Source organism: Aurantibrevibacter litoralis (assembly GCF_034651555.1).
In the GTDB taxonomy this organism is placed as follows: domain Bacteria; phylum Bacteroidota; class Bacteroidia; order Flavobacteriales; family Flavobacteriaceae; genus Aurantibrevibacter; species Aurantibrevibacter litoralis.
The window spans coordinates 190369-216628 of the sequence record NZ_JAYEEQ010000003.1 but is presented as its reverse complement, the minus strand read 5'-3'; the positions used below and the strand labels follow the sequence as shown (position 1 = coordinate 216628).

The following is a 26260-nucleotide window of genomic DNA, read 5'->3' as shown; positions in this document are numbered from 1 at the left end:
CCAGCCGCGAAAGTACTCCTTTTATGTGGATGTGAAGGTCGCTACCCCCAAACGAACGTCAATTCCCGTAAAGGGAAGAGCTACTGAAACCTATTTTTTACTATATTGGATCTTAAAGTGAATTCTTTGTAATCTAAACACTGCTACTATGCCTCATTTTAAGACACTGCCAACGCTACTTTTAGTACTTACCACTCTGTCTTCATGTGGCGAGTCAAAAAAAGCGTCCAAAAAATTGCCGGAACAGCAAAGCACCACCGAAGCTGCTAGTTTTATTTCCATTTTTGACGGTCAATCTTTAGAGGATTGGGAAGGAGATCCCACCTACTGGCGGGTAGAAGACGGGAATTTGGTAGGCGAGGTTACACCTACTACCCTACTCAAAAAAAATACCTTTATTATATGGAAAGGTGGACAACCTTCTGATTTTGAATTGGAATTGGAGTTCAACATAGCAGATGCCGGAAATAGTGGCATTAATTACCGCAGTGAACGATTAGACAGCGTACCTTTTGCGCTCCGGGGCTACCAAGCCGATATTGATGGTAAAATCAGATATACGGGGCAAAATTACGAAGAACGCAAACGCACGACTTTGGCTTACAGAGGTGAAAAAGTAACCGTAAGTACACAACCTAACCCTGAAAAAGAGGGATCGTTTCGTGCCAACATCGCACAAAATGCCTGGCAAAGTAGAGCGGTGGTGGGCTCTTTGGGACATATAGATTCTTTAAAATCAAAAATTAAGCATGAAGACTGGAACAGCTGTCGCCTTGTCATTCAAGGGAATCGTATGCAGCACTATATCAACGGAATTTTAATGAGCGATGTTATGGATAATGACACCATAAACAGACGGTTAGCAGGCTATCTGGGGGTTCAGGTGCATGTAGGCCCTCCTATGAAAGTGGCCTATCGCAATATTCGTTTAAAAAAGTTGTAGTTCCTATTTTTTAAGGCAACACCTTGATTCCAGCACTAGCTACCTTAACCATCACCTTTTCTTGCGTTTGTTCAACGCCTTATCTCCTCGGGTTTTGGGCTTTTTGTATTTTACTTTTATGGTGCGTTTGTATTTGCTTCCTAGGTTTGTTTTTTTGTTTTTTTCGGACTTCTCATGAAAACTAGCACCTTTAGAACCGTCTTCCGAAGGTTTTATCGGGTTATTCGGCTCTGTGTTTTTAGGCGTCTCTTCCGGTGTTAATTGCTCTGAAATTTGGACTTCCGGAGGACAGGCTAAGGTCGGTATTTTCATTTGCATCAGCGCTTCTATTCGCTCTTTGGCAGGGCGTTCTGTTTCCGTAAAAAACAAAATGGCTTTGCCTTTTTCTGTTGCCCGCCCGGTTCTTCCTATTCTATGGATGTAGTTTTCAGGAAACATAGGGGTGTCAAAGTTAATGACGTGCGAAATTTTCTCCAAATCCAGTCCGCGTGCCATGACATCGGTAGTGACCATAATTCGATTTTTGCCCTCATCAAATTGTTTTATAGATCGCAATCTGTAGTTTTGGGTTTTGTTAGAATGAATAAGGCATAACTCTTCCCCAAAAAATTCATCCAAGGATTCAAATAGGCGATCGGCACTTTTTTTGTTAGACACAAAGACCAACACCTTATGAAAAACGACGGTGTCCTGAAGCAAATGGATTACAACGTTTACCTTCGTATAAAAATTGGGAACGGCATACGCTTGTTGCGCAATATTTTCTAAAGGGGTACCGCTAAGGGCTACTGATACTTTTTCCGGCTGCACAAAAAAGTCATTAATAAGAGCGTCCACCTCGTCCGTCATGGTAGCCGAAAACATGATGTTCTGACGCCGTTCGGGCAAAAGTTCAAAAATATTGGTCAGTTGAAATCGAAAGCCAAGATCGAGCATTACATCTACTTCATCAATCACCAACTTATGAATCAATTTTAGGCGAAGCGCACCACTCAATACCAAATCGTACAATCTACCGGGCGTGGCCACCACAATATCAGAACCATCGGCTAAGGCATTTTTTTGTCGGTTCATAGGCACACCACCATAGACACCAACGGTTTTTACACTTGTGTATTTGGCAAATTTTTCAATTTCGCTAACCACTTGCACCACCAGTTCTCTGGTGGGTACCAGGACCAACACCCTTGGATGCCGGTCTTTATTAAAGGCAAATGTTTGTAAAATGGGCAACATATACGCTAACGTCTTTCCTGTTCCGGTCTGGGCAATGCCTACCATATCTTTCCCGGCGGTAATCACTCCATAGGAAGCCGATTGTATAGGGGTGGGCTTCTCAAACCCCATATCCGATATCGCATTGCGTAAGGCTTGTGAAATTTTAAAATCTTCAAAGGTAGCTGTCATCTTTTTTATGTTGCATTTTTTTTGATGTACGATTTAGCATTCTGCGGGACAATATGCACTCTTTGGTCACAGCGCTATTAAATGAGCGTGATGCGTACTTTTTTTTGTTTTAATTTAGTTTTGTTTAAATGCGTCGCAAGCGTTTGAGCAATTTCTACTGGCACTGCGACAAAGGTACAATCCTGTTTTAACTCAATTACCCCTAGTTGATCGGGATGAATGTTACCTTGCTTGAAAAACAATCCGGCAATATCGCCCTTAGAAATCTTATCTTTTCGCCCTCCGGACAATAATAATGTTTGCCAATACGGCGGTTTCACCTTCGCCTTTTTTCCAAGGGTAACGATGCTCGAATCTTTAATAAAATCTGGCAAAACCTCCTTTTCCCATTGCAGCACATAGGCGGTACCCTTGGCATTTACGCGTGCAGTTCTTCCATTTCTGTGTGTAAATTCCTTTTCTTGTAACGGCAATTCTAAATGTACAATATACTTCAATTCGGGAATATCAATGCCTCTGGCCGCCAAATCGGTCGCTATAATAATCTTATAACTGCCGTTTCTGAATTTTATAAGGGTGCGTTCCCTTTCCTTTTGCTCCATATCCCCGTGAAAACAGCCGTGGACAATATTATTTTTATCTAAAAATCGGCTCACTTTCAGAATACTTTCCCTGAGGTTACAGAAAACAATTCCGGATTGGTGTTCTTCTTCTTGTATAAGATCAAAAAGGGTGGCTAACTTATTCTTCTGCGAGGCTAATACCGTTTTTAAAGTTAATTTTGAAGCAACTCCTCCTAAATAATTGACTGTTTTGGGTTGTTGTAATCGCACAAAAGCGGGAATGCGAACACTTTCGGTGGCAGAGGTTAAAATTCGTTTGCGAACGGCAGGCAGGGCTCCTAAAATAAATTTCATCTCGTCTTCAAAACCCACTTCCAGCGATTTATCAAACTCATCCAAAATCAAGGTCTTTATGTGCTTTGTGGTAATTCTTTCATTGTCAATATGATCGGAGATACGCCCCGGGGTGCCAATTAAAATCGTGGGGGCATGTTTTAATTCCGTTTTATCTTTGGCCATGGCTCTGCCACCATAGACTGCATTAACCTTATAGCCAGAACCCATTTCGCGAATTACCTGCTCTATTTGCAGGGCCAGTTCCCGGGAAGGCACTAAAATTAAAGCCTGAATTTCGGGCAGGTTTGGATCTAAAATTTCGATAATGGGCAACAAAAATGCCAAGGTCTTGCCAGTGCCTGTGGGACTGAGCAAAATGGTGTTGGTATTGGCGCAGATGACCCCTATTGCTTCCTCTTGCATGGGATTTAGTTGATGAATATTTAATTTTTCTAAAATATCCTTTTGTGTTTTTAGCGCGTTGGCCATAGGTCTGTTTATATTTCTGCTACTGTATGTCATTTGGGTGATCGCTATTACCATGGCTTCTCATTTACGAAAACACAGGCTGCTGTATTGTACTTGTAAAGCTCAGGGATACCAAAGAAATATAAGATTACCCTAGATAATCTTTCTGTTGCCGTAAAGATAGCTACTCTTTTGTCAGAAAATGGCAAGCTGTAAATTTTTGAGAATCAGGAGGCATTACAATCATGCTCTTGTGAAGCTTAAAATAGTGCTATTCCCCGATTTCCTTTTGAGGATTTCGCTCTCAGATTTACGCTATGGCTAACCCATACAACCCACTTTGCTGTTACTCCAATGAATTAGCAAGGACTTAGGATTTCCCTACACTCCGAAATCTCGAAAACAGCGCCAATTTTTTCTTCGTGTTAATAAAATATACGCCCGTAAGCATCAAAATAGCGGCTAAGACCGATTGCGTGGAAATTTGTTCTTTTAAAAAAAACCAACCTAAAAGTAATGCGACAATAGGGTTTACATAGGTGGAGGTTGCTACTTTTTCGGGCGACACTGTTTTTAAGAGGTAATTAAAGGACGTAAAAGCTACAATACTACCAAAAAGAACAAGCAGTACCATCGAAATCTGCACGGGGCTGCTCCAGGCTGTTGGTAGTGACCAATATTCTCCAAAAAGCAAACTTGCAATACTCAGCATGATGCCTCCGGTAACCATTTGATAGCCTGTATTTACAAAATAATTAGAGGGAAGATCTGATGTACCTACAAAGATGCTCCCATAAGACCAACTGATCATACAAAAGAAAATCATTACCATACCCGCAACCGAGCCTTCTTGGGTTAGTACCTGTTTCTGACTTACTAACAAATAAATGCCGATGATGCCCAATACCACACCCACCACAGACATGGCCTTAATTTTCTTTCCTTGCAATACACGCATCAAGAGTAAAATTACAAGGGGTTGTGCCGATATTTCTAATGCCGCAAAACCACTGTCTACAAATTTTAGTGCCCAAACCACTACCCCATTTCCAAAGGTAAGGAACAGAAATCCGGCAATGACCGTATTTTTAAATTGCTTCGGTGTAATGCGTATAGAAATTCCCATTATTTTGGCAATGATAAAAATGAGAATACCGGCGGTCAAAAATCGTATAGCAGCCAACATGAAAGGCGGGAGTTCTGAAACAGCAATTTTATTGAGCAAATAGGTAGATCCCCAAATTACGTAAATGGCAAAGAAGGCAAGGATAATTAGCGACGTTTTTGGCAGCTTGGCCATAGTTTATGCTGTTCTATTGTTGTACAAATTTATTTTAAAGCCCATTGGGGTCGCAATTACATATGCACAGCAAAGGTACAGCCTTATGGTTTCTGGTTGTAAAATTACACAAACGAAACAAACTGCACTCAACTATTAAAAAATGTTACTGTGTTGGCGGAATGAAAAGTGACTACGACCGCATGTCCTGAGAAAAACCTTGTAATTCAAAAATTTCAAGATCAAAATACGGGACGGCGGCAATGATGTGGTCAAAAATATCGGCCATGATATATTCATAATTCTGCCATCGTTTGTCGGCACTAAAGGCATAGATTTCTAACGGTATTCCCTGAGTGGTGGGTGCCAACTGTCGGGTCATAATCATCATATCTTTGTTAATTGCAGAATGCCCTTGTATGTAGCTTTCGATGTATTTCCGAAAAACCCCCAAATTGGTCAGGTTGCGTCCGTTGAGCAACAGCGTTTTGTCTATTTCTTGTTGATGATTGTAGTTTTTGATTTCGGTTTGACGATGGTGTAAATAGTCGGCAATAATCGTTATAGCACGAAGTCTATCCACATCAGTTTCCGTAAGATATTTAATGCTCTTCATGCGAATATTGATGGCTCTTCGAATACGTCTACCTCCGGATTCGGACATACCGCGCCAGTTTTTAAAAGAGTCGGAGATTAAGGCATAGGTGGGTATGGTGGTGATGGTTTTGTCAAAATTTTGCACTTTAACAGTAGCCAAGTTAATTTCGATGACATCGCCATCGGCACCGTATTTTTCAAAAGTAATCCAGTCCCCTATGCGCACCATATCGTTTATGGAAACCTGAATACTGGCCACAAACCCCAACAGCGTATCCTTAAAAATCAATAAAATAACCGCAGAAACGGCACCTAAACTGGTGATAAAAGTGACGAATTTTATCTCTGTTAGGATGGCTATGGCCGAAAAGATGCCCAATACCCATATAAATATCATAAACACCTGTACGTAGCTGTCTATGGGTTTTTGTTTAAAATTATCTAAGGTCTTTAAATAATCCTTGCAGGCATTTAGCACACTGCGCACTAGCCATAAAAGTAGCACTATAGCAAAAACCCATAGTGCTTTTTCCACCAAAATTTCTACATAAGGAAAATCGGAAAATACTGTGGGCACAAATTCTAGCGCCAGAAGAAAAGGTACAATATGGGCTATATTGCGGGGTACTTTATTTTGTATAACAATATCATCAAATTTGGTTTCCGTACGCTTCGCAAATTGCGTAAAGGAACTTAAAATCAATTTTCGCAAAATAAAATCGATAAAAAAAATCAAGAAAAGCAATGCGATGAGTAAGAGTACCGCATTGGCTATCTCTATCCACAACGGATTAATTTGAAAATCGGAAAGTATCTCCGTGAGCCATTTTTTTAACATACCAATACATCTATACTATATGAATTGCAAAAATACACATTGCACTATGAATGTAAGAGATGTATTTGCCTTTTCCGCTTTACGATATCATTACGATTTGCATATAATCTCCAGAGATTTTACCACTATTCCTTTTAACCTAATGTTTTAGGCAGCTAATACCCGGGCCACTTCTATAAGGTCCGAACACGTCAGGTCTGCCTCGGCAACCAAAGGATACTGGAATTGCGACGGACGTGCAATAAAACAACTTTGAATACCTGCTTGTTGTGCGCCCATAATATCCCAGCCGTGTGCTGCGATCATCATGGCATCATTCCCAGCACAATTCATAGTTTTAAGGGCGTGCGCATACGCATTGGGATGAGGTTTATAATAGCCAACACTTTCCACACTTAAAACCATATCAAAATAAGGACGTATTCCGGCGTAATTCAGTTGGGCTTCAGCTACTTTAAGGTCGCCATTGGTTAGTGCTGCTATTTTATATTGTGCCAACTTTAGATTTGTAAGTCCTTCGGCAACATCAGGATGAGCAGGTAGTTTTGTAATGGTACTCAATATATTTTGAATATCAGCGGGAGTCAGAGACACATTAAACTGTTGCGACACCATTTCAAAGGTGGCTGCTGCAATGGCGCTAAAACTTCGATAACGTTGCGACACGGATTCTACAAGGGAATAATGAAGTAATGTTGAAAACCAAATTGCAAAAGCAAAATCGTTTTTTAGCGCAAAATTTACCTTAGATTTTAAGGGTTGCATATTGAGAAGCGTCTCGTTTACATCAAAAATTAATAACTTAGGCTTTGTCAACATGGATGAAAAGATATAATAGGCAACGTAGTTTAGAGATTTCCTGTAGCGTTAAGTCGATCTAATTCCTCGTTGGTAAATAGTCGAGATCGAATCATGAATCGGACTCCCATAGGAATTTCTAGTGAAAAACTAGAACCACGCCCTTTGGTGACATCTAGTGTAAGGTGGGTATGTTTCCAATATTCATATTGATCTCTCGACATGTAAAACGGACAATCGTGTACCCTACCCAATAAGATATCGCTCTCGCCAATTTTAAATTCTCCGTATTCAAAACACATGGGAGATGAGCCATCGCAACAGCCACCACTTTGGTGAAACATTAATGGTCCGAAGCGTTTCCGTAGTGTTTCTATGACTTCTTCGGCTTTAGGGGTTGCCTCTACTCGTGTTACTGCTATAGTATTCATACGTTTATTTTTAAGGATGATACACCATCTTTAGGTTGCAAAATTTTATTAAAAATTAAAGAGAAGGTAGCGGATTACCTTCTCTTCAAAAATTAGATCACTATCTTCTTAGATTGATCTAAAAAAAACCTAATTTCTTCTTATCGTAAGAAATAAGCATGTTCTTGGTGTTTCTATAATGGTTAAGCATCATCTTGTGGTTTTCTCTACCAAATCCGGATTTTTTATACCCTCCAAAAGGCGCGTGAGCCGGATAAGCGTGATAACAATTTACCCATACCCTACCCGCTTTAATAGCACGTGGCATTTGGTAAATTTCATGCGCGTCTCGGGTCCATATTCCGGCACCCAAGCCATATAATGTATCGTTGGCAATGGCTATGGCTTCGTCTGCATTTTTAAAGGTGGTTACGGAAGTTACAGGACCAAAAATTTCTTCCTGAAAAATTCGCATTTTATTATGTCCTTTAAAAATGGTAGGTTGTATGTAATAGCCGTTTTCTAAACCGGAATTGAGGTGTGCCGAATCTCCTCCACAAAGCACTTCGGCTCCTTCTTGTTTTCCTATGTCTAAATACGAAAGAATTTTTTCATATTGATCATTCGATGCTTGTGCCCCCATCATGGTATCGTCGGCCAACGGATGACCCATTTTTATAGCCTTGGTTCTGGCCACAACCCGTTCCATAAAGCGGTCATAAATAGATTCATCTACCAAAATTCGGGACGGACAGGTACATACCTCTCCTTGGTTCAAGGCAAACATAACGGCACCTTCTACACATTTGTCAAAAAAGTCATCATCGGCATCAGCAATACTCTTCATAAAAATATTGGGCGATTTCCCTCCCAATTCCATGGTCACAGGAATAAGGTTTTCCGAGGCATATTGCATAATCAATCTGCCGGTAGTGGTTTCTCCTGTAAAGGCCACTTTAGCGATCCGAGGCGACATGGCCAAGGGTTTTCCTGCTTCGGTTCCAAAACCGGTAACCACATTTAATACGCCCGGAGGCACAATATCTTGAATTAACTCCATAAGCACCATTATGCTGGTAGGCGTTTGTTCAGCAGGCTTTACCACCGTGCAGCAGCCGGCAGCCAGCGCAGGTGCTATTTTCCATGTGGCCATAAGCAATGGAAAATTCCAAGGTATAATCTGTCCAACCACACCTAGGGGTTCTTGCAGATTAATACTGATGGTATTAGAATCGTGTTCGGAGATAGAACTTTCATCGGCTCGTATGGCACCTGCAAAATATCTAAAATGATCTATACAGAGCGGTAAGTCGGCTGCCCTAGTTTCCCGGAGTGCTTTCCCGTTGTCCACGGTTTCTATTCGTGCTAAAAATTCCAAATTTTCTTCAATGACATCGGCTATTTTTAGGAGCACGTTGGCTCTCGCAGCGGCGGAAGTGGTAGACCATTTCGGAAATGCCGCATGGGCCGCATCTAATGCCCTATTAATATCGTCTTTGTTTCCTCTCGCTGCTTGTGTAAAGACTTTGCCGTCTATAGGGCTAATATTATCAAAATACTCCCCACTACTGGGTTTTACCCATTCACCTCCAATAAAGTGATCATACCTTTCTTTAAATTTGGGTCGTTCTACGGTATTGTAGACTGCTTCTTGTGTTTCCATATTCGCTTATTTATTAGATTATTTTCTCCTAAGAAAGGTACTAAATTTATTCTTTTTGAAAGAAAATTAGATTCGCTAAGTATCAACAATTATGATTATTTAACAATATTAATCCCTGTATTTTGTCAATATTATAATTTGAAGGGTTATTTTTGGTTTTTCAATGAATATCACCCGTCGGGTTACGAATCATAGAATGAATTTTTAGGATATCTATTGGGTTGAAAAAAAATGAATTAAGGTACTTGCTGACTGTCTTCTACCTCTTCATTAAGATCTAATTTTCGAAATTTCGGAGCCCATAATGCCGTACTACTTACTGTAATCAGGGTCATTATTCCTCCAAAAACGACTGCATTAACGGTACCCATCAGTTTTGCCGTTAATCCACTTTCGAACGCACCTAACTCGTTGGAAGATCCTACGAAAATAGCGTTTACAGAAGCCACTCTACCTCGCATATGATCGGGGATTTTTAATTGCAATATCGTTTGGCGGATGATCATTGAAATACCGTCTGTAACGCCGCTAAAAAATAAGGCCATCACCGAAAGCCAATACCACGATGAAAGCCCAAAAACAATAATACAAAGTCCAAAACCAAAAATCGCAACAAGTAATTTTAGTCCGGCCTTTTTAGTTAAAGGGAAATATGCCGACAAGAACATCATTAAAAAAGCGCCTACAGCAGGAGCAGCGCGCAAAACGCCAAATCCATCTGCGCCCACTTTTAAAATATCTTGTGCAAAAATAGGCAACAAAGCCACAGCACCACCAAATAACACCGCAACCATATCTAATGCAAGGGCAACGAGAATTACCTTGGTATCTCTTACAAATTTCAGTCCCACTTTTAAGCTTTTCCACAGGGGATCTCTCAAATTAGGATTTAATAACGGCTTTTTTTGGATGCGGCTAAGGCTCAGCATAGCGACACCAACAAAGGCAAGAATGAGACACATAGCCCAATGAACCCCAATCCATCCAATGGCAAATCCTGCAAGAGCAGGGCCAAGTACCGCGCCTATTTGCCATACCGAACTGCTCCAAGTAGCCGCATTAGCATAGACTTTTTTAGGAACAATTAAGGCAAAAAGTGAAAAGACGGTAGGTCCTATAAAGGCACGTACTAACCCTCCGAGAAAAACCAAAAAATAGATGGTGTACAGGGTGGCAGTAAACGATATTGTACTCGTTATTCTAGGCCAAGTGAGTAGAAAAAGTCCGAAACTGATCCCGAAAAACCCCAATAAACACCAAAATAAGAGTGTTCTTTTTTCCTTCTGATCCACAATATGACCCGCAAACAGTGCCATGCCAACCGCAGGAATAACCTCCATTAAACCGATAATCCCTAACGATAGTGGATTTTTTGTAAGGCTGTACACTTCCCATTCTATTATTACAAATTGCATGGACCACGCAAATACCATGGCAAAGCGTACAATAAGAAATATATTGAACTCTTGAAACCGCAAAGCGGCATAAGGATCCGATTTGGTCATAAACAATGAAACCCTCATCGAGGGATTTAGTACAGTAATGTACATTGCCTCTCCCACCGAAAAGGGAAAACCAATAGTAAATTTGCAGGTAAAACGGTTTCTGTAACAACCCTAACCATGTCACCTTAAATGATTACATTACCTATATTATAAAGAAACTACAAACTTCTATGAGTTGTTTTTGCGACGAAGTATGACCCAAATTGACAACAGTTCAACGGTATGTACCGAACTACACTTTCTTTACTCTAACAGCGTTCATGCCTTTTTGCCCACGCTCCAATTCAAAAGAAACCTTATCGTTTTCTTCAATGGCTTCGAGGACACCACTTACATGTACAAAATACTTTTCCTGGTTTTCACTGTCTATGATAAAACCAAAACCTTTAGAACTATCAAAAAAAGAAACTTTACCCTTCCGAATAGGATCTTCGGGTTCTTGTTCTTCCTTTTTAGGTACCCCAATAACGATACTCTCAGCATCCACTTTAATTCTTTTCGATGGATCTGGCGGCGTATCGGTAAGTTGACCAAATTCATCTACATAAACCAACATATTCTCCAAGCCTCCACCGGTAGCATTGGCCTTTCGTTCTACTTTCTTTTTCTGCTTTTCCTCTTTTTTCTTTAAGCGTTTTTTTTCTCTTTCCTTTTTACCAAAGGTTTCTTGAGCTCTCGCCATAGGTGCTTTTAATTTTTTAAGTTAATTTTAATTACAGATCTCTGTTACCCGCTTATAATAGCAATAAAAAATACGAAGTATTTGTTATAGTCTAATTCAATTTGCCAGGAAGTTTACGGTTGCGCTGTAATTTAACACTAAAAAAACAACACTCCAATATCCGTTACAAATATAAGGTGCAATTTTTGATTATTATGGATTGTTTACGCAATTGATGTTCAAAAACACAGACAAAAATAACAAGCCGTTGCTAAAAGCGTAGTATTACAGCACATCTACAGAAAGTAAAAAATCGTCTGCGGTAATATATAGCGTATGTTCGTCTGCCGAAAATGTACAATTTGAAGTCGCTAATCCTGTGTGAATCCTTGCAATAGCCTTGGCTTTTTCGGTAAAAACCCAAACACCACCCGGTCCTGTAGCAAAAAGATAGTTACGAGAATGCATTACCATGCCATCGGGCAAGCCCTGTTCCCCTTCTTTTCCTATGAGATGTGTAACATCATAAAACAAATGTTTGTTGGCTACCTGCCCGGGATCCTCGATATCATAGGTATACCAAACCGCATGCGATTCGTCTGAAACTGCCACGTATAAGGTTTTTTCATCGGTGGAAAGTACAATGCCATTAGGCCGTGATAGTTTATCCAATAGAATTAGTTCACCATTGGTACGCAAGAAATACACGCCTTGAAAATCGAGTTCTTTGCTCGGGTCTGCCATCCCAGCTGGAAGGCCATAAGGAGGATCTGTAAAATAGAGGTTACCTTCTCTGTCGAATACGCCATCATTGGGGCTATTCAATTTTTTTCCTTGGTAATTGTCTACAAGGGTTATGAAATTGGTCGACGGTGCATCTAAAGGGGCGTTCATTTTAACAATTCTTCGATCGCCATGTTGCATGAGCACCAATTCGCCCTGCGGATTAAGCAATAGTCCATTAGCACCGGGTTCTTTACTGTAATAGCCGGCACCGCTATAGCCCGATGGTTGCAGGTAAACCGTAGTGTCGTTTACAGCGTCCCATTTATACACCTTATTCCCGGGGATTTCTGAAAAAAGCAAATAATTTCCCGATGAAATCCAAAGAGGCCCTTCAGTCCATTGAAAACCCCCTGCTAGAACTTTTAGTTCAGCTTCGGGATCTAATAGATTCAGCGCTTCATCGTCCAAAATTTCAATCGAAAAATGGAATTCTTTTGTTTCCGGTTGAGAGATTTCCTTTTGTGGCACTTCCTTACAGGCCAACAAAAGGATGGCAAATGGCAGTAAGGTTATTCTAAGCTTTTTCATTCTTAACAGTTTCTCATTTAACTACTTCTAAAGATACACTTTTAAAGAAAATAGCTAGTGGTTTTTGATGAAGTAGAAAATCTATTCTTAAAAATTCAATTTCACAGGTTATAGGTATACATGCTATCCTGTTTTTTGTTAAATTTATAACAAGCAACCTGAATTTCAGATTGCCAAATAACAATTTCACCGTAAAATCGTTAGGAATATAACCTTAAAAGTATAAAGCTATGCAGTTTCTATCGCCGCAAATCGCATCGTTGATAAAAAAGAAAAAAGAAAAATCACTCATTAAAAAGGAGAACTCCTGTGGTATTTTTCAGGATTACGGTAAAAATGTAAAGCCAATGTCCACTACTGAACCGTAAGCTTATTTTGGGCATTTACTATTCAAATAACTTTTTATCCAGTCCGGGTATAAGTTTTAATGCGTTTTCATAATATACCTTCCTTAGCACATTATCTGGCAAATCTAAACCATACATAGCCCAAAAGGCATGGTACTTTTTATGATATGGAAAATATTCGTCTGCCGTTTCCAGCACCCGGAAATAGGTAGGAAATTCTTCCGGGATCCAACTGTCTTTTCCGAACAAAATACGGTCTTGATAGGTGATAAAAAATTGCCTGGCATGCCGCGGTTGCCTTCCGAGTTCAGCGATAATGGCTCCTATGCCTACAGACATGTTGGGGTACTTGTCCATTAATTTTCCTAACGTATCCAAATCATTGGCATACCACCCCATGTGGGCATTTATAAATTTTGTGTTCGGATGCTTGGCAAACACGCGGTGCTGTTCCGATATAATTTGTTGCCAGGGTGCCGGATCGGTATCGCTCCTTTTTCTCCCCGGTCTTGTTTTTAATTCTAACCATCGTTCATTGTCGCCATTGACATCGTCCCAAAATGATTTAGGGTCAGCAGCATGTATAAGCACCGGAATGCCCAACTCCCCACATTTTTTCCAAATAGGATCTAACCGCACATCATCTATAGCCAAACGATTTCCATTTTCGTCCGTATCTCTAAGTCCTAAACCTTTGAATACTTTTAACCCTTTTGCTCCATTTTTTACGTCTTCTTCAAGTTGTGCAACAGCCTTTGCTGCCCATTGGGCACCCCCAGCCCCATTAAATTGCACGTTCGCAAAAACTACAAATCTGGAAGGATAGTTTTGACTGATGTTCTGTACTGCACTTTTGATAGCCTCTCCGGAACCGCCACTGAGGTTTACCATAATCCCCATGTTCAGTTTATCCATGTCTGAAATTAATTGGGATAAGTCCTGACTCCCCATATTGCGTTGATGACTATGTACATCAATAAATGGAAATTTCGCTTTTTTTACCTCATGTGCTGGCACAACCAAGGTAGATTTGGGGTTGTAATCTTCAAAACTCATTTCTTGTGCTTTCAAACTAGAGAAGATTATGGCACAAAGTACCAGAGACAACATAATTTTTCGCATACGTTTAGAATTTTAAAGGTTTTCTGTCAAGATTCATTTTTCAGATTATAATTTTTAAGTCGCACGTAATCTTCCGGACTATCAATATCTGCAGTTTTTCCAGCGGATTTCATCGCTAAAATACGGTCTTTATAGTTTTCTATAATCATTTTAGCGCCAAAATCATCATGCAACATAGCCAATTCCCGAAAGTAATCCGGACTAAATAGGGCAGGCACGCCATATCTGTTCTTGTATTTTGTAGCTATAATGCTGTTGGGAGCTTCTTCAAAACGAAGCATCATTTCGTTGAGAAAAGCAGTATTTACAAGCGGTTGATCGGCAAGCATTAGTAGCACACCTTTCGGTTTGTTTGGGTGATTTTGAATATATTGTACTCCAAAGGCAATGGAAGTGCCCAAACCAGATGCCCAGTTTTTGTTCTCTAAGTATTTTACACCGTGTATCGGTTTATTTTTTTTAATTTTTTCGGCATGAGCTCCTAAAATCACAATGACCTCGTTAGCATGCGAGGCCGTAGCTTGCTGAATGGCGTTTTCTAGTAAGGTGCCATTTTTCCACGGTAACAATTGCTTGACGCTTCCCATACGAGAAGAATTCCCGGCAGCGAGAATGAGGATCACGAACTTCTTCATTGTGCGCTGTATTTAATCATGTATGCCGCCTTTTTTATCTTTAAGCATCATTGGGGTTTGCTTCCGAATTACGGAAAGGATCTCAGCTATAATAGCAATGGCTATTTCTTGTGGCGTCTCTGCCCCTATATTGATACCGGCGGGTCCGTGAATGCTTTCCACAAATTCTAGAGCTACATCCGGGTCGTGCTCCATAATTGCGGCCAATATCTTTTCCCTACGTTTGGCAGGTCCTAAAAGACCGAGGTACAACGGTTTTGCCTCACGCAACTGCAACATATACTTTAAATCTTTTGCATAACTATGTGTCATGACTACCACGGCCGTTTGTGCGTCTATAGCACTACAGTCTAAGGCTTCAGGTAATGCTGTTATAAGTTCTTCTGCCCCTATAAAATCCGTTACTTCTTTAGCCTCCATGGGGGTAGCCACAATACCTACTTCCCAACCCATAAAGGCCGCACAAGAAGAAAGCTGAACTGCGTCATGTTCCGTACCAATGATCATTAGCTTATAACAGGGTTTCATGCGTTCCTCAAAAACGCGTAGTTCACTTTGTCTTTTATTCATCGGATGCACAGGCATGCTTTTGTCCTGAAATTGCACATGCGTACCCAATCCATCCGTGGTACCTTCCTGTAGCTGAAAATAGGAGCCTATTGTAAAATGGGCTCTATGTTGCATGGTTCTTTTAAAGATTTCTAAAAAATCCGATGTCGGGGCAAAAGGTTCTATCAGGATGTATAGGATGCCTTCGCAACCCAAACGATACCGTCCATCATAGGTCATCATTTTCGGTTTTTTTGTCGTAAAAACACTAGCGGCTTGGCGGTACACTTCTTTTTCTACGCAGCCTCCGCTTACAGCACCAACCATGTGACCGTCTTCTAGGATGAGCATGCGTACTCCCGGTTTTCGATACGAAGAACCTTCCAGATGCACCACTGTAGCCAAAACGGTAAATTTTCCATTTTTTAGAGCCTTTTCATAGGCTTGTACTATTTTTTTGAACTCGTGTGTCATTTAAAACTAGGTATAACAGGTACAAAGGGTACCACACTGCCTTTATCATACGTTTCCTCCTTTGGCGACAGTCTTACAAAACCATCGACCCATACCAAACTTGTTAAATCGCCAGAACCGTTTTCGTTGATTGGCCATGCCCACAAAACGCCATCTTCCAATTGGACTTTTACCCCCATAAAACGTGTTAAGCTACCCGAAACTTTTGCGCTTTCCCTTAACTTTACCGTTCCTTTGGGAACCGCTAATCCCAAGGAAGTAGCGAGCCAATCTTTAAAATAAACATGGTAATTTACAAAAGTAGATACGGGATTCCCCGGAAACGAAAAAATTAACTTTCCGGAAGCCTGATGGTGTCCAAACCAAAACGGTTTCCCCGGCTTTTGCAACACGCCGTGAAATATTTTTGTAACCTCCAATTCCGAGAGTATTTCTGGAATAAAATCGAATTTTCCCTTAGACACGCCTCCGCTTAGCAGTAGTAGGTCCGACTCACGCAAGGCATCTGCAAGCTCCCTTCTCAGCACTGCTTTGTCATCTGGCATATGCCGCAAATTGGGCGTAATCCCTTCATGGCCTAACAAGGCAAACAGGGAATGTACATTGGATTTTCGGATTTGGTGTGGCAGCGGTATTTGATCCACTTCTACCAATTCATCTCCCGTTGAAACCAGTGTTATTTTCGGTACTTTTTTAACCAAAACCGAGGCTTTACCCACGCTTGCCAATACTCCAATAGACGCCGCTGTAATTTTGCTGTTTGCCTCTAAAACAACACTTCCCTTTTTTGTGTCGCTACCTTGGTAATGCACATTTGCTCCTTTTTCAGGTATGTTATGAAGGATAACCGAATCATTTTCTATGGAAATATCTTCGTACATCACTACCGTATCGGCATTTTTTGGCAGCACTGCTCCGGTCATAATTTCCAAACAGCATTCCATATTGTTAAGCGCACCTTGTGCCGTTCCGGCCGCTATAACACCAACTATCCGAAATTGACTGCCGTGTTGCAAGCCCTTAAACGCAATGGCAATACCGTCTTTAGTAGCTCTATCGAACGGCGGAAAATCCCGATCGGCATACACAGGCTCTGCCAACACCCTACCCAATGCCCTAAACAACGGTACTTCCTCTGTGCCGTAGTGCCTTTGGGCAGCCAATACATGGTCATAGGCCTTAGCAAATGTAATCATACCATTTTTTTATTTTTTATACATGCTACTGCATCTTTTCAATTCTTAATTTTTCAAAAAAAACAGCGGGTATAAAACCTCCTTGGCAAAACGTTGAGGATCACGTTATAAATTATTTTCCGTATCAAGCCGTAGTAACTGTCATTTTGTTAATACCACCAACCACGTTGTAAATAGTGGCTCTTTCCGAAATTTTTTGTAGCGCTCCTGCCGCTGCTTTACTTCGAATTCCGGACTGGCAGACGGCATAAATAGGTTCTATAAAGTTGATTTCGTTTACGCGTCTTTCCAATTCGTTTAGCGGAATATTGATGGAGTTTGGAAGATGAAAGGTATCGAACTCTTGTGGGGTGCGCACATCCAGAATTTGAAATGATTTTCCGGCATGAATTTCCTTCTGAAAGTCGCCCGCATGTATCTCTTGCGTCGTAAAACAATGTCCCCATTCATAAAAATCTCGAAGAATCTTTATGGTCTTATTTTCTGATTTTACCGGAAATGACATCTTAACTATAGATTGATTTAATCCATTATATAGCAATAATTTACCAGACAACACCTCACCTACTCCTGTAAGCACTTTAACCGCTTCTAAAGCCTGAAAATTACCAATAATTCCGGGAATTACACCTAAAACACCATTGTCATTGCAATTGGGAATTTCATTGGGTGTGGGCATTTCCGGGAACAAGCAACGGTAAGTAGGTCCGTCTTTGTAATTAAACACACTTACCTGACCTTCAAAAGCGTGCAAAGCCCCATATACAAATGGCTTTTTAAGGATCACGCATGCGTCATTGATTAAAAAACGAGTGGCAAAATTATCGGAAGCATCTACCACTACATCAAACTCAGCAATGAGGTCGAGCGCATTTTCCTTGGTTAGAGCGACTTCATAAGGCTTAAAAATTGTGGTTGTATTTTGCGCTTTTAAAAAGGACAATGCCACCTTCAGTTTAGATTTTCCCACATCCCCTTCGGTGTACAACACTTGCCGCTGAAGATTTGTGATGTCAATAGTATCATGTTCTACGAGGCCTAAAGTACCTACACCCATAGCATTGAGGTATTGCACTACCGGAATGCCAAGTCCACCAATACCTACTACTAAAACCTTGGATTCACTCAATTTATGTTGCGCATCAGCACCGAATTCCTTCAGCACCGTCTGACGTATATACCGATTGGTTTTCATTTTGAATTCAATTTTGAAATAGCCTCCTCATAGTCTTCTTTGGAATTGGCGTTGAGCAACACTTTGTCATTTACGGGATACACCAATGCCACTTCCGAATTTATTAAAAATTTCCTCGGACAGGTTACCGTACCATTATTCAGAAAAAGGAAGGAATCTTTTAGCCCGTCGGGTTCCCAAATAGCACATAAGGGTTCGGGAAGTCCACTCTCACGGGTCGCAAATGCAGTCGCTTTTTTTTTGGGATCGCGATGCGCTATTAACTGTCCTAAAGCTGCTGAATCCATTAAGGGCAAATCACATGCGAGAACCAGCCAAGCTGCATCAGGATAATCTAAATGAGCACTTAGAAGGCCATTGTAAGGCCCTTTATATTCATTTTTATCTACAATAACAGGAATGTCATTGGGCAGTTCTTGTACTTGATCTGTTCGTACACTTAAAAATGTTTTATCGCACACTTGGTTCAATAAATGATATAAATGTTCCCGTTGCGGAATACCATGGTATGCAATGGTACTTTTGTCGCTGCCCATTCTGCTACTCTTACCGCCAGAAAGTACCAATCCGTATAATCTATCGCTACTCATCACCTTTACATCTCATTTTTTAGCCCCCTATAGACGTCATGGAGTTATTAAATACATTTTCGTAGTTTTCTTGTGCTTCAAAACCTGTCTTAGCTCTGCTTCCAACAGCCTTTAAAATAGCGTTCTTAATATTTGATTCGGAATCTCCTCCACGTAATATGCTCCTTAAATTAGAGGTTGGTTTGCCATACAAACAGGTAATTACATCTCCGGTCGCAGAAATTCGGAGTCGGTTACAGCTTCCACAAAACGTACGGCTAAACGAAGGAATAAGACCAAAGGTACTTCTATGACCTTCTATTTTATAATTGATGGAGGTTGATGTTTTTGGAGATTCTAGCTTTTCAATTTCCGGAAAGGCAGATGCAATATGCTCCAAAATGCGTTTATAGTCCCAATGAATGGTATTGAATTTTTTTGAACCCCCGTTAAAAGGCATTTCTTCCAAAAAACGTACCGAAACCGGATAATGCTTCATCAATTCTAAAATGGGAATAATATCTTGTATGTTCTGATTTTGGAGCACTATAAAATTGATACGCACATTAAATCCCTCCGAGATTAATCGAATTAAATTATTGTGTACCGTATCGTATTGGTTTCGCCGTGTAATACGTTCAAAAGTATCCCTGTTGATTGCATCTAAACTTACATTAATATTCCGAATTCCTAAGGCCTTTAATTCATCGATGTGGGCGCCAATTAATGTGGCATTCGTGGTGATCGATATATCTTTAAGATCCTTTAATAGCGACAAATGTCGTAGCAATTTCATCAAATCTTTACGAACAAAAGGCTCGCCTCCAGTTATTCTAATTTTATCGATACCTTGGCTCACCAGTATCTCACTTAACCTACAAAGTTCTGCTATGGTAAAGAGTTTGTTGTTTTTCACAAAATCAATTCCTTCCGAAGGCATGCAATAATTGCAGCGCAGGTTACAGCGATCTGTAACGGCCAAACGCAGGTAATTAATAATTCTATTGTGATTGTCTATAAGCATCTTCTAACCTGTTTTTACTATCCTCCACTTACGGGCGGAATTAAGGCAATTTCATCAAAAGTATCAATTTTTTTATCGTCCGTAGCATACGCACTATTCACAGCAATGGCTAAAGAGGAAAGTTGTAATAATTGTGGGTATTTTTCACCTAAATACCGCTTTAAATCGCCCACGGTTTTTTTTCCGCCTTGCGCAAAGACACTGTCTTTAGGAATTGTTAATGCGGAACTTCCTACGATATCCTTGGTAATTCCAAACAGCAATACAGTCATGATATCTTTTCTTTTGTTAATCCCTAAGGCAAGTTACTAAAAATGCTAAGGACCCGATCTACTTTAACAGATATTTAAAGGAAAATAGCACTCCATTTTGTCCGTTTTAGTGCGGCAATCTATACAAACAAGGCTGTTTGATAGTAAATTACGTAGACACCGGCCAGAACAAGTAAAAATGCGGTAATCCGTTCCATATAAGGCAGTATTTTCCTTAAATAACGCAGTAGAAAATTCTTGGCAAACATAGCTAATAAAATAGTGAGTATCATCATGCCGCTTATCCCTGAAAAATACGCAAGAATATAGGCACCGCCCTCCAAACTACTATCTGCCGCCATCGCCTGAGTAGCTACAATAAGAAATAATGGGAACAAACACCCTAACGCCCCTATGGCATAGGCGATACCGAATAAAAAAGCCTCGATAGCTTCGGTTTTAGGATTCGAATTTTGAAGCTGCAAGGAGAATGAAATTGATTTACCTAAAAGCATTAAAACACCTAAGATGATAAGTACAAGTCCCATGCCTACCGTGATCCATTTCATATAGGCTTTAAGTATTTGCGCCGCCATTATAATCATGACTCCCGCCAACAAATAAATAAGAAGTATGCCCAAAATACTTAAAAAAGCCAATTTAAACCCTCGCAATAAACGGATGGAAAGTTGGGATTCATCGGTGGTATTTCGCGAAATAAATGCGAGAATATACCCGGGTAATAATGCTACGGCACAGGGCGCAAAAAAAGCAAGCACACCTTGTAAAAATGAGAAGCCTACAAAATCCATTTAATTTAAGAGCTGCTCAAATAGCTTGCGATATTCTTCCTCGGAAAGCGTACTTTTATTTTTTTGGAATAGAATATCCCCTTCTTTGTTAATGCCAACCGTGGTCGCTTGACTCTCTACACCAAAATCTAACATGACTTTTGGGTTTCCCGGAGCAACCGGAAATTGGAATGCCTTATCCTTGGCGAGATTAGTCATGACCTCTTTGTCATCCGTGGGATCTATACTTATGGCCACAAAGTTTACTTTGTCTTTGTATTCCGGATAAGCAGCGGAAATTGCCGGCCAATTTTTGGCACACATGGGGCACCAAGATGCGGTAAAGTAAACTACCGTAGGTTTGTTTTCCGCCAAAGATTGTTTCAAACTTACCTGCGCCCCGGTTATAGTAGTTACCTCAAATTGAGGGGCCTTTTTTAATTCCTCTTTTAATGCTGTTTCTACTTTCTCAGGCGTAGCTTCCACCGCATTTGTGGCATCGGATTTTTTAAAATTACACGCAGCTAAAACCATGACTACAGAAAGAACTAATGCGTATACTTTTACGGGTTTTATCATAATATGGGTATAATGATTTTTACTATACTGTTCGCTTCCTTCTAAAAAACTTAGGTTATCAATAAGGAATAACGATTGCTATAAAGGTATTCAAATTATCAGGGGCTTCCATGTATTTAACAGATTTTTAAAGAGGAATCCTTAGGGAAATGTGCTTTATAAATTCAGCCAATAGGTCATTTTAAGAGTGATAGACCAATCCCTCCCCGTAAAGGGAGCCGTTAGATAATTATTGGTATAGACCAAAAACAGGTCCGAAGCCGGCTTGTAACGCCATTGAAACCGGGAGTTGAGATTGAAATTTTTAGTTTGCTCATTGTACTGGAACAAATTGGCAAAAAACAGGGTATTGGTAAAAGTGATGTCTACTTCGGAGCCCACGAGCCAAAATTCGGTTTTGTTCCACGGATCTGGCATATTGATTTGATTGTAATTAACATTGGCACTAAGACTTACAAAAGGTTGAAAACGATATCCCAACTCACTGGCAATACTCGTACGGTTCCCATGGAGGTAATAGCCCCCATAGCGTCCGCCAATAGCATAGGTAAAGAGGCTTTGGGGTTTAGACACAAAATCGATCGAGATACCGTTCCAATTACTTTTTGTTCCGGTAGCCAAGGAGTCCTTTCCCGATCGCGTAGGATCGAAAGGAGCAAGCAGTTCTATCTGTTCATTTTGGAACGCCATATTTAAGGTGCTGCGACTTCTGAATTCTACCAAATATTCCATCGCATTAAAATTGTCGGTTCGCTTTAGGTCTTCTGTAAAAAAATAACTGCCGTTTAGCCTCGGTCCATGGCTTAGGATAAAACCCTCCTTTGGAAAAAACAAATACCCTGCAAAAGAATTGATGTTCACATAGCCTCGTCTGGGTACAAAGCCCACTTCTGCTGTATACTTTTCTTCCACCCATTCTTCTTGAATACGCCAATTCCAGTGCCTACTTTTATATTCCAAATGGGCTGCCTGGGTAATTCCATTACCGATTTTTCCTGGAGCATAGGATTGTAAAAAGAAAGCTTTTCCGGTCCATAAATTGTTCGGGGAGGCCAAATTGTACTCCAATCCCAAATTGCGGTTAAATTTTGGAAAGATGGTGCGGATGGAATCGTTGTCGATAGGGTAGTTTAGTGATTCTTTATTTACAAACAATAAATTGATATTAGATCTGCTGAACATTCTTCGCTGTAGGGAAACAACACCAAAATTTTGATTGGGCAACCCTATATGATCAATGCTCGATGTTTGGATATCCATGACCCCCAAACGCCACTTTTCATTGAGATTACCACTAAGTCGAACCCCAGCATCAATAGGAACCCCCAAGCCAATGCGCCTTGAAAAGAACGGACGAATATTGGTATAGCCAAAATTGGCAAACAGATCGCCATTTTCTAAAAAGAACTGTCGGCGTTCCGGAAAAAAAAGCTCGAATCGATCCAGATTGGTTACCTGCCTGTCCACTTCCACTTGCGAAAAATCGGGATTCACGGTAACATCCAAATTTAAAGATGAGGTAAGGCTCCATTTTAGATCGCCCCCTATTTTACCATCCAATTCGGTATCGCCATTGGCAAGAACATCCCTCGTTGAGCTCCCTAAAACATAAGGGATTAGGGAAATATTAGTGCCGGGCGAAGGTGGTGGGGCATCCCAAACCAACACCCCGGTATAGGCTAGGGAAGCCGTTGGAAATTGGCGGGGAATGGGTGTCCAACTCGATTTTTCACCCGATTTAAGATCGAGCCGGCTGAAATTTATACCCCATTCGGTAACATCGGCTTCATAGCGAATGGATTTAAACGGGATGGCCATTTCCAGCACCCACTTTTCATCGTCCTGGGTTACCTCGGATCGCCATTTGGTGTCCCAGTTCAAATCCACGTTTCCTCCATTGTACATGGTTCCGTCCCATTGCGCTCCAAAGGCATTGGCACCAAAGGAAAAACCGGTTGTTTGGTTGTTAAACGGATCTAAAAAGAGTAAGAAATTGTCGTTTTTACCAAAAATAAAATCCCTACGAAGCGATTCTACAAAATAGGCCGCTTTGGTAGCGTTGTAAAAAGTGGCTAGTACGTACAGGTTTTCAGTATCATACGTCATCCGTATCTCGGTGGTTTCTTGGGCTTTTCCCGTGTCCATGGGCAGCACCATAAAAAAATCTTTGGCCACATCGGTATCTTTCCAAGCTTGTTCATCGCCCACGCCATCGAGTATGATCGGAAATACGGTTTTACGGATGTGTATCTTAAAAGACTCATTCTTTTTTTGGGCATGTAATGGGGAAAAGAGCGCTATAAAAAAAAGGAACAGGCCCATTCTTAGATAGGGCACATCGGAACAATATGCATTACGGCCAAATATAAAGCTATTCATTAAACACAAACAGAGGTTGGTTAAAACGCTCTAAATTACGGGTTTTTTAGGGTTACGGCACCAGATGGAGCCACAATTTGTATAGAGACACCTTATCATGAACCTAAAAAATATGCGTAGAAGGTAAAAAACCTCACTTTCCCCTCACTATTTTATCTCGTATCTCTCGCCAAGTGACCAATACAATGTTATTTTCTTTCAACAAGGCATCATTTGCGGTATCAGAAAAGAACTCATAATCGGCTTGGCGCCATGCCGCTCCCCATTCGGGATGATCTACCGTAACGGCTTGCATTTCTGCATCGTCAAAAGCGAGATGAATCAACAAACAATTAAGTCCGGGGTTCAAATTGTTTAAAAGTGTCTCGTAGTATTGATGCGTTCCTTTTTCCTGATCTTCGGGTAATTTGGTGGGAATGGCGTCGGCAACAACGTCAGTTTCATTAAGTAATTCGGTTATGGTACTGCCCATAGTATAAATTCTACCATCTAAAAGTACCGGAAGCTGAAATTCCTTCCCTATTTTAATATAAACTTCAAGAAATTTAGGAGTGCTCACCGCAGCACCCATATGCGCATCTAAATGGGTAACGTCAATGCCAAATTGATACGCTTTTTTAACTTGGTTTCGCAATTCAATTTCCACATGTTTCGGAGAAGCATGCGCAATTAGGCTATCTACGGAGCTATAGAAATACCCATCTTCGTTCACTAAACTCGGTACCACGTCGGTTGAGGTTACAGGTCCCCATTTATAGTATTTCCATTCACTTGTTAAGGTAAGGTGCAGTCCTAAATCGGCTCCCTTGTTCTTTCGGGCATAGGCTGCAATTTCGGGAAACCAAGGACAAGGCACCATAATGCTGGCCGAGTTAACAGGTGTTTCCTCTAAACCGGCTATACTGGCTCGGTTTTCTGAATGAGTTACACCCAAGTCATCGGCATGAATGATAAGCAATTTAGCGTCTTTAGCATAACCCAAACGTTCTGCTACAGTTAAACTTTGCGAAAATAGGGGTGCAAAAAACAACAGAAATAAGGCATTCAAAATGAATTTAGAGTTCATGAAGATATTATTTACATATTGAAAATAAATTAGTTACAGTATATTCAGGCAACTATCAATCCGCTTTAACAATTATTAACAAACTTTATTGAAAGATATATAATTTTATCCACAAATGGACGTTTCATAGCCGAACATTAATTTATTTGAAGATGAAATTTTATCAAAAGATCAGCACCCTTTTTATAGCCACTTTTCTTTTTTTTTCCTGCGGAAATGCCGATGATGACGTTTCTTTTAATCCTAATCTTAATGGTGATTTAGGAGCGGGTAAGCCCGTTGACAACTGCTTAAATCTGGGCGAAAATCAACTGATATTATCGATACAAGACCAATTTACAACGCTCCCGGGTAAGGTTTCTATTTTGTTTAAAGTATCTGACACGAATGGGGCACCGGTGCCAGGATTAACAGCGAATCAATTTACAATTTACGAACAGGGTCGTAATGACGATTGTTTTAATACCATTTCTACATCGGAATCTTTTGCGAGAATTTCTCCCAATGCTCAAGTATTTAACAGCAAGACCATTTTGGTGCTCGATTTAAGCAATAGTGTCCTGAGCAGCAGCCTGCCTGAATTAAAATTGGCTTCGATAAGTTTTGTGAATAATGTAATGCCGCAAACTACTCAAGAGGCCTTTAAAATGGCGATTTATTGGTTTGATGGTGAAAACAAATTACATTTATTAAATCCGCTTACGGCTTCCAAGGACGCATTAATAACTGCTATAGAAGGCATTACAACCGATATTAGCAAGGATCCGTCCACAGATTTGTATGGGGCTGTTATTAAAGCAACGGATATTGCCTCCAATCTTTTACGGGAAAGTGCCAATCAAGATATTATTAGTGCAGCCTCGGTAGTTATTTTTACCGACGGTACAGACCAAGCGTCTCGTTTTACCAAGGATGCCGCTCTAAAAAAAGTTAATGAAGCCAATCCTAATATTTCGTTCTTCAGTATCGGACTAGGTGCGGAAATAGATACTCAAGTATTAGAAGATATCGGCAAAACCTTTAGCGTTTTTGCCGGAAACAAAGCCGAACTAGAAAATACGTTCAACGCTATTTCCTTACGTATTTCGGAGCGTGCCAACAGTTTTTACTTATTTGAGTACTGTACGCCCAAACGCGATGGCAGCGGGGAAAGTAACTTGGCAATACAGGTAAGAGACGGCAGCCGCCAAGGTGCGGTACAATCTAAGTTTAACGCCAAAGGATTTACGGGAGGTTGCGAATAACAAAACGAAATACCTATTAAAAGGAGTTCCGTAAAGGGTACTCTTTTTTCTTTGAAT

The 26260-nt window shown here is 40.5% G+C and carries 25 protein-coding genes; 3 read left to right on the top strand and 22 right to left on the bottom strand.

The window, feature by feature from the left end; genetic code table 11:
- Positions 1-148: 148 nt before the first annotated feature.
- On the top strand, positions 149-943 hold the full coding sequence (locus tag U1E44_RS04580; RefSeq protein ID WP_322929873.1) for a 3-keto-disaccharide hydrolase: 795 nt from the start codon (positions 149-151) through the stop codon (positions 941-943).
- Positions 944-994: 51 nt separating this feature from the next.
- Here U1E44_RS04580 and U1E44_RS04575 read toward each other — a convergent pair whose 3' ends face one another.
- The 10 genes from U1E44_RS04575 to U1E44_RS04530 all read right to left on the bottom strand — a co-directional run bounded on the left by U1E44_RS04575 (position 995) and on the right by U1E44_RS04530 (position 12782).
- Positions 995-2350: a DEAD/DEAH box helicase gene (locus U1E44_RS04575; RefSeq protein ID WP_322929872.1), complete on the bottom strand. Its 1356-nt coding sequence runs from the start codon at positions 2348-2350 to the stop codon at positions 995-997.
- Positions 2351-2427: 77 nt separating this feature from the next.
- Complete coding sequence (locus U1E44_RS04570; RefSeq protein WP_323673847.1) at positions 2428-3738, bottom strand: DEAD/DEAH box helicase; 1311 nt, start codon at positions 3736-3738, stop codon at positions 2428-2430.
- Positions 3739-4087: 349 nt separating this feature from the next.
- On the bottom strand, positions 4088-5017 hold the full coding sequence (locus tag U1E44_RS04565; RefSeq protein ID WP_322929870.1) for an EamA family transporter: 930 nt from the start codon (positions 5015-5017) through the stop codon (positions 4088-4090).
- A gap of 172 nt (positions 5018-5189) precedes the next feature.
- Positions 5190-6431: a mechanosensitive ion channel family protein gene (locus tag U1E44_RS04560; protein WP_322929869.1), complete on the bottom strand. Its 1242-nt coding sequence runs from the start codon at positions 6429-6431 to the stop codon at positions 5190-5192.
- Positions 6432-6578: 147 nt separating this feature from the next.
- Positions 6579-7250: a haloacid dehalogenase type II gene (locus U1E44_RS04555; RefSeq protein ID WP_322929868.1), complete on the bottom strand. Its 672-nt coding sequence runs from the start codon at positions 7248-7250 to the stop codon at positions 6579-6581.
- Positions 7251-7279: 29 nt separating this feature from the next.
- Positions 7280-7660 carry a DUF779 domain-containing protein gene (locus tag U1E44_RS04550; protein ID WP_322929867.1) on the bottom strand — a complete coding sequence of 127 codons (381 nt, stop codon included), beginning with the start codon at positions 7658-7660 and terminating at the stop codon, positions 7280-7282.
- Positions 7661-7778: 118 nt separating this feature from the next.
- Positions 7779-9302 (bottom strand): aldehyde dehydrogenase family protein, encoded by a 1524-nt coding sequence (locus tag U1E44_RS04545; protein ID WP_322929866.1) that lies wholly within the window; start codon positions 9300-9302, stop codon positions 7779-7781.
- A gap of 236 nt (positions 9303-9538) precedes the next feature.
- The gene (locus U1E44_RS04540; RefSeq protein WP_416242046.1) at positions 9539-10807 is read right to left on the bottom strand and encodes an MFS transporter; all 1269 of its coding nucleotides are present in this window, start codon (positions 10805-10807) and stop codon (positions 9539-9541) included.
- Between the two features lie 232 nt (positions 10808-11039).
- A complete protein-coding gene (locus tag U1E44_RS04535; protein WP_322929864.1) occupies positions 11040-11489 on the bottom strand; it encodes a cold-shock protein in 450 nt (149 codons plus the stop codon).
- A gap of 264 nt (positions 11490-11753) precedes the next feature.
- Positions 11754-12782 carry an SMP-30/gluconolactonase/LRE family protein gene (locus U1E44_RS04530; RefSeq protein ID WP_322929863.1) on the bottom strand — a complete coding sequence of 343 codons (1029 nt, stop codon included), beginning with the start codon at positions 12780-12782 and terminating at the stop codon, positions 11754-11756.
- A 230-nt stretch (positions 12783-13012) separates the two neighbouring features.
- Here U1E44_RS04530 and U1E44_RS04525 point away from each other — a divergent pair, with 230 nt between their 5' ends.
- A complete protein-coding gene (locus U1E44_RS04525) occupies positions 13013-13150 on the top strand; it encodes a hypothetical protein (protein WP_322929862.1) in 138 nt (45 codons plus the stop codon).
- A gap of 18 nt (positions 13151-13168) precedes the next feature.
- Here U1E44_RS04525 and U1E44_RS04520 read toward each other — a convergent pair whose 3' ends face one another.
- The 12 genes from U1E44_RS04520 to U1E44_RS04465 form a co-directional block, all read right to left on the bottom strand.
- A complete protein-coding gene (locus U1E44_RS04520) occupies positions 13169-14251 on the bottom strand; it encodes an amidohydrolase family protein (RefSeq protein ID WP_322929861.1) in 1083 nt (360 codons plus the stop codon).
- Between the two features lie 26 nt (positions 14252-14277).
- On the bottom strand, positions 14278-14886 hold the full coding sequence (locus U1E44_RS04515) for a nucleotidyltransferase family protein (RefSeq protein WP_322929860.1): 609 nt from the start codon (positions 14884-14886) through the stop codon (positions 14278-14280).
- A gap of 12 nt (positions 14887-14898) precedes the next feature.
- Positions 14899-15909, bottom strand: coding sequence for an XdhC family protein (locus U1E44_RS04510; RefSeq protein ID WP_322929859.1), 1011 nt, complete (start codon positions 15907-15909; stop codon positions 14899-14901).
- The gene (locus U1E44_RS04505) at positions 15906-17105 is read right to left on the bottom strand and encodes a molybdopterin molybdotransferase MoeA (RefSeq protein ID WP_322929858.1); all 1200 of its coding nucleotides are present in this window, start codon (positions 17103-17105) and stop codon (positions 15906-15908) included. The genes U1E44_RS04510 and U1E44_RS04505 overlap by 4 nt, the downstream gene beginning before the upstream one ends.
- A 124-nt stretch (positions 17106-17229) precedes the next feature.
- Positions 17230-18300: a HesA/MoeB/ThiF family protein gene (locus U1E44_RS04500; protein ID WP_322929857.1), complete on the bottom strand. Its 1071-nt coding sequence runs from the start codon at positions 18298-18300 to the stop codon at positions 17230-17232.
- Complete coding sequence (locus U1E44_RS04495) at positions 18297-18890, bottom strand: NTP transferase domain-containing protein (RefSeq protein WP_322929856.1); 594 nt, start codon at positions 18888-18890, stop codon at positions 18297-18299. Before U1E44_RS04495 ends, U1E44_RS04500 begins: the two co-directional genes overlap by 4 nt.
- A 19-nt stretch (positions 18891-18909) precedes the next feature.
- Positions 18910-19893, bottom strand: a complete 984-nt coding sequence (moaA, locus tag U1E44_RS04490) for a GTP 3',8-cyclase MoaA (RefSeq protein WP_322929855.1) — start codon at positions 19891-19893, stop codon at positions 18910-18912.
- Positions 19894-19910: 17 nt separating this feature from the next.
- Positions 19911-20165, bottom strand: coding sequence for a MoaD/ThiS family protein (locus tag U1E44_RS04485; protein ID WP_322929854.1), 255 nt, complete (start codon positions 20163-20165; stop codon positions 19911-19913).
- A gap of 119 nt (positions 20166-20284) precedes the next feature.
- On the bottom strand, positions 20285-20956 hold the full coding sequence (locus U1E44_RS04480) for a cytochrome c biogenesis CcdA family protein (RefSeq protein WP_322929853.1): 672 nt from the start codon (positions 20954-20956) through the stop codon (positions 20285-20287).
- Positions 20957-21514: a peroxiredoxin family protein gene (locus U1E44_RS04475; RefSeq protein ID WP_322929852.1), complete on the bottom strand. Its 558-nt coding sequence runs from the start codon at positions 21512-21514 to the stop codon at positions 20957-20959.
- Between the two features lie 156 nt (positions 21515-21670).
- Positions 21671-23893 carry a carbohydrate binding family 9 domain-containing protein gene (locus U1E44_RS04470; protein WP_322929851.1) on the bottom strand — a complete coding sequence of 741 codons (2223 nt, stop codon included), beginning with the start codon at positions 23891-23893 and terminating at the stop codon, positions 21671-21673.
- Positions 23894-24026: 133 nt separating this feature from the next.
- Complete coding sequence (locus U1E44_RS04465) at positions 24027-24959, bottom strand: polysaccharide deacetylase family protein (RefSeq protein ID WP_322929850.1); 933 nt, start codon at positions 24957-24959, stop codon at positions 24027-24029.
- 152 nt (positions 24960-25111) lie between these two features.
- Between U1E44_RS04465 and U1E44_RS04460 the strand changes: the two genes are divergently transcribed.
- Positions 25112-26203: a vWA domain-containing protein gene (locus U1E44_RS04460; RefSeq protein ID WP_322929849.1), complete on the top strand. Its 1092-nt coding sequence runs from the start codon at positions 25112-25114 to the stop codon at positions 26201-26203.
- Positions 26204-26260: the final 57 nt, after the last annotated feature.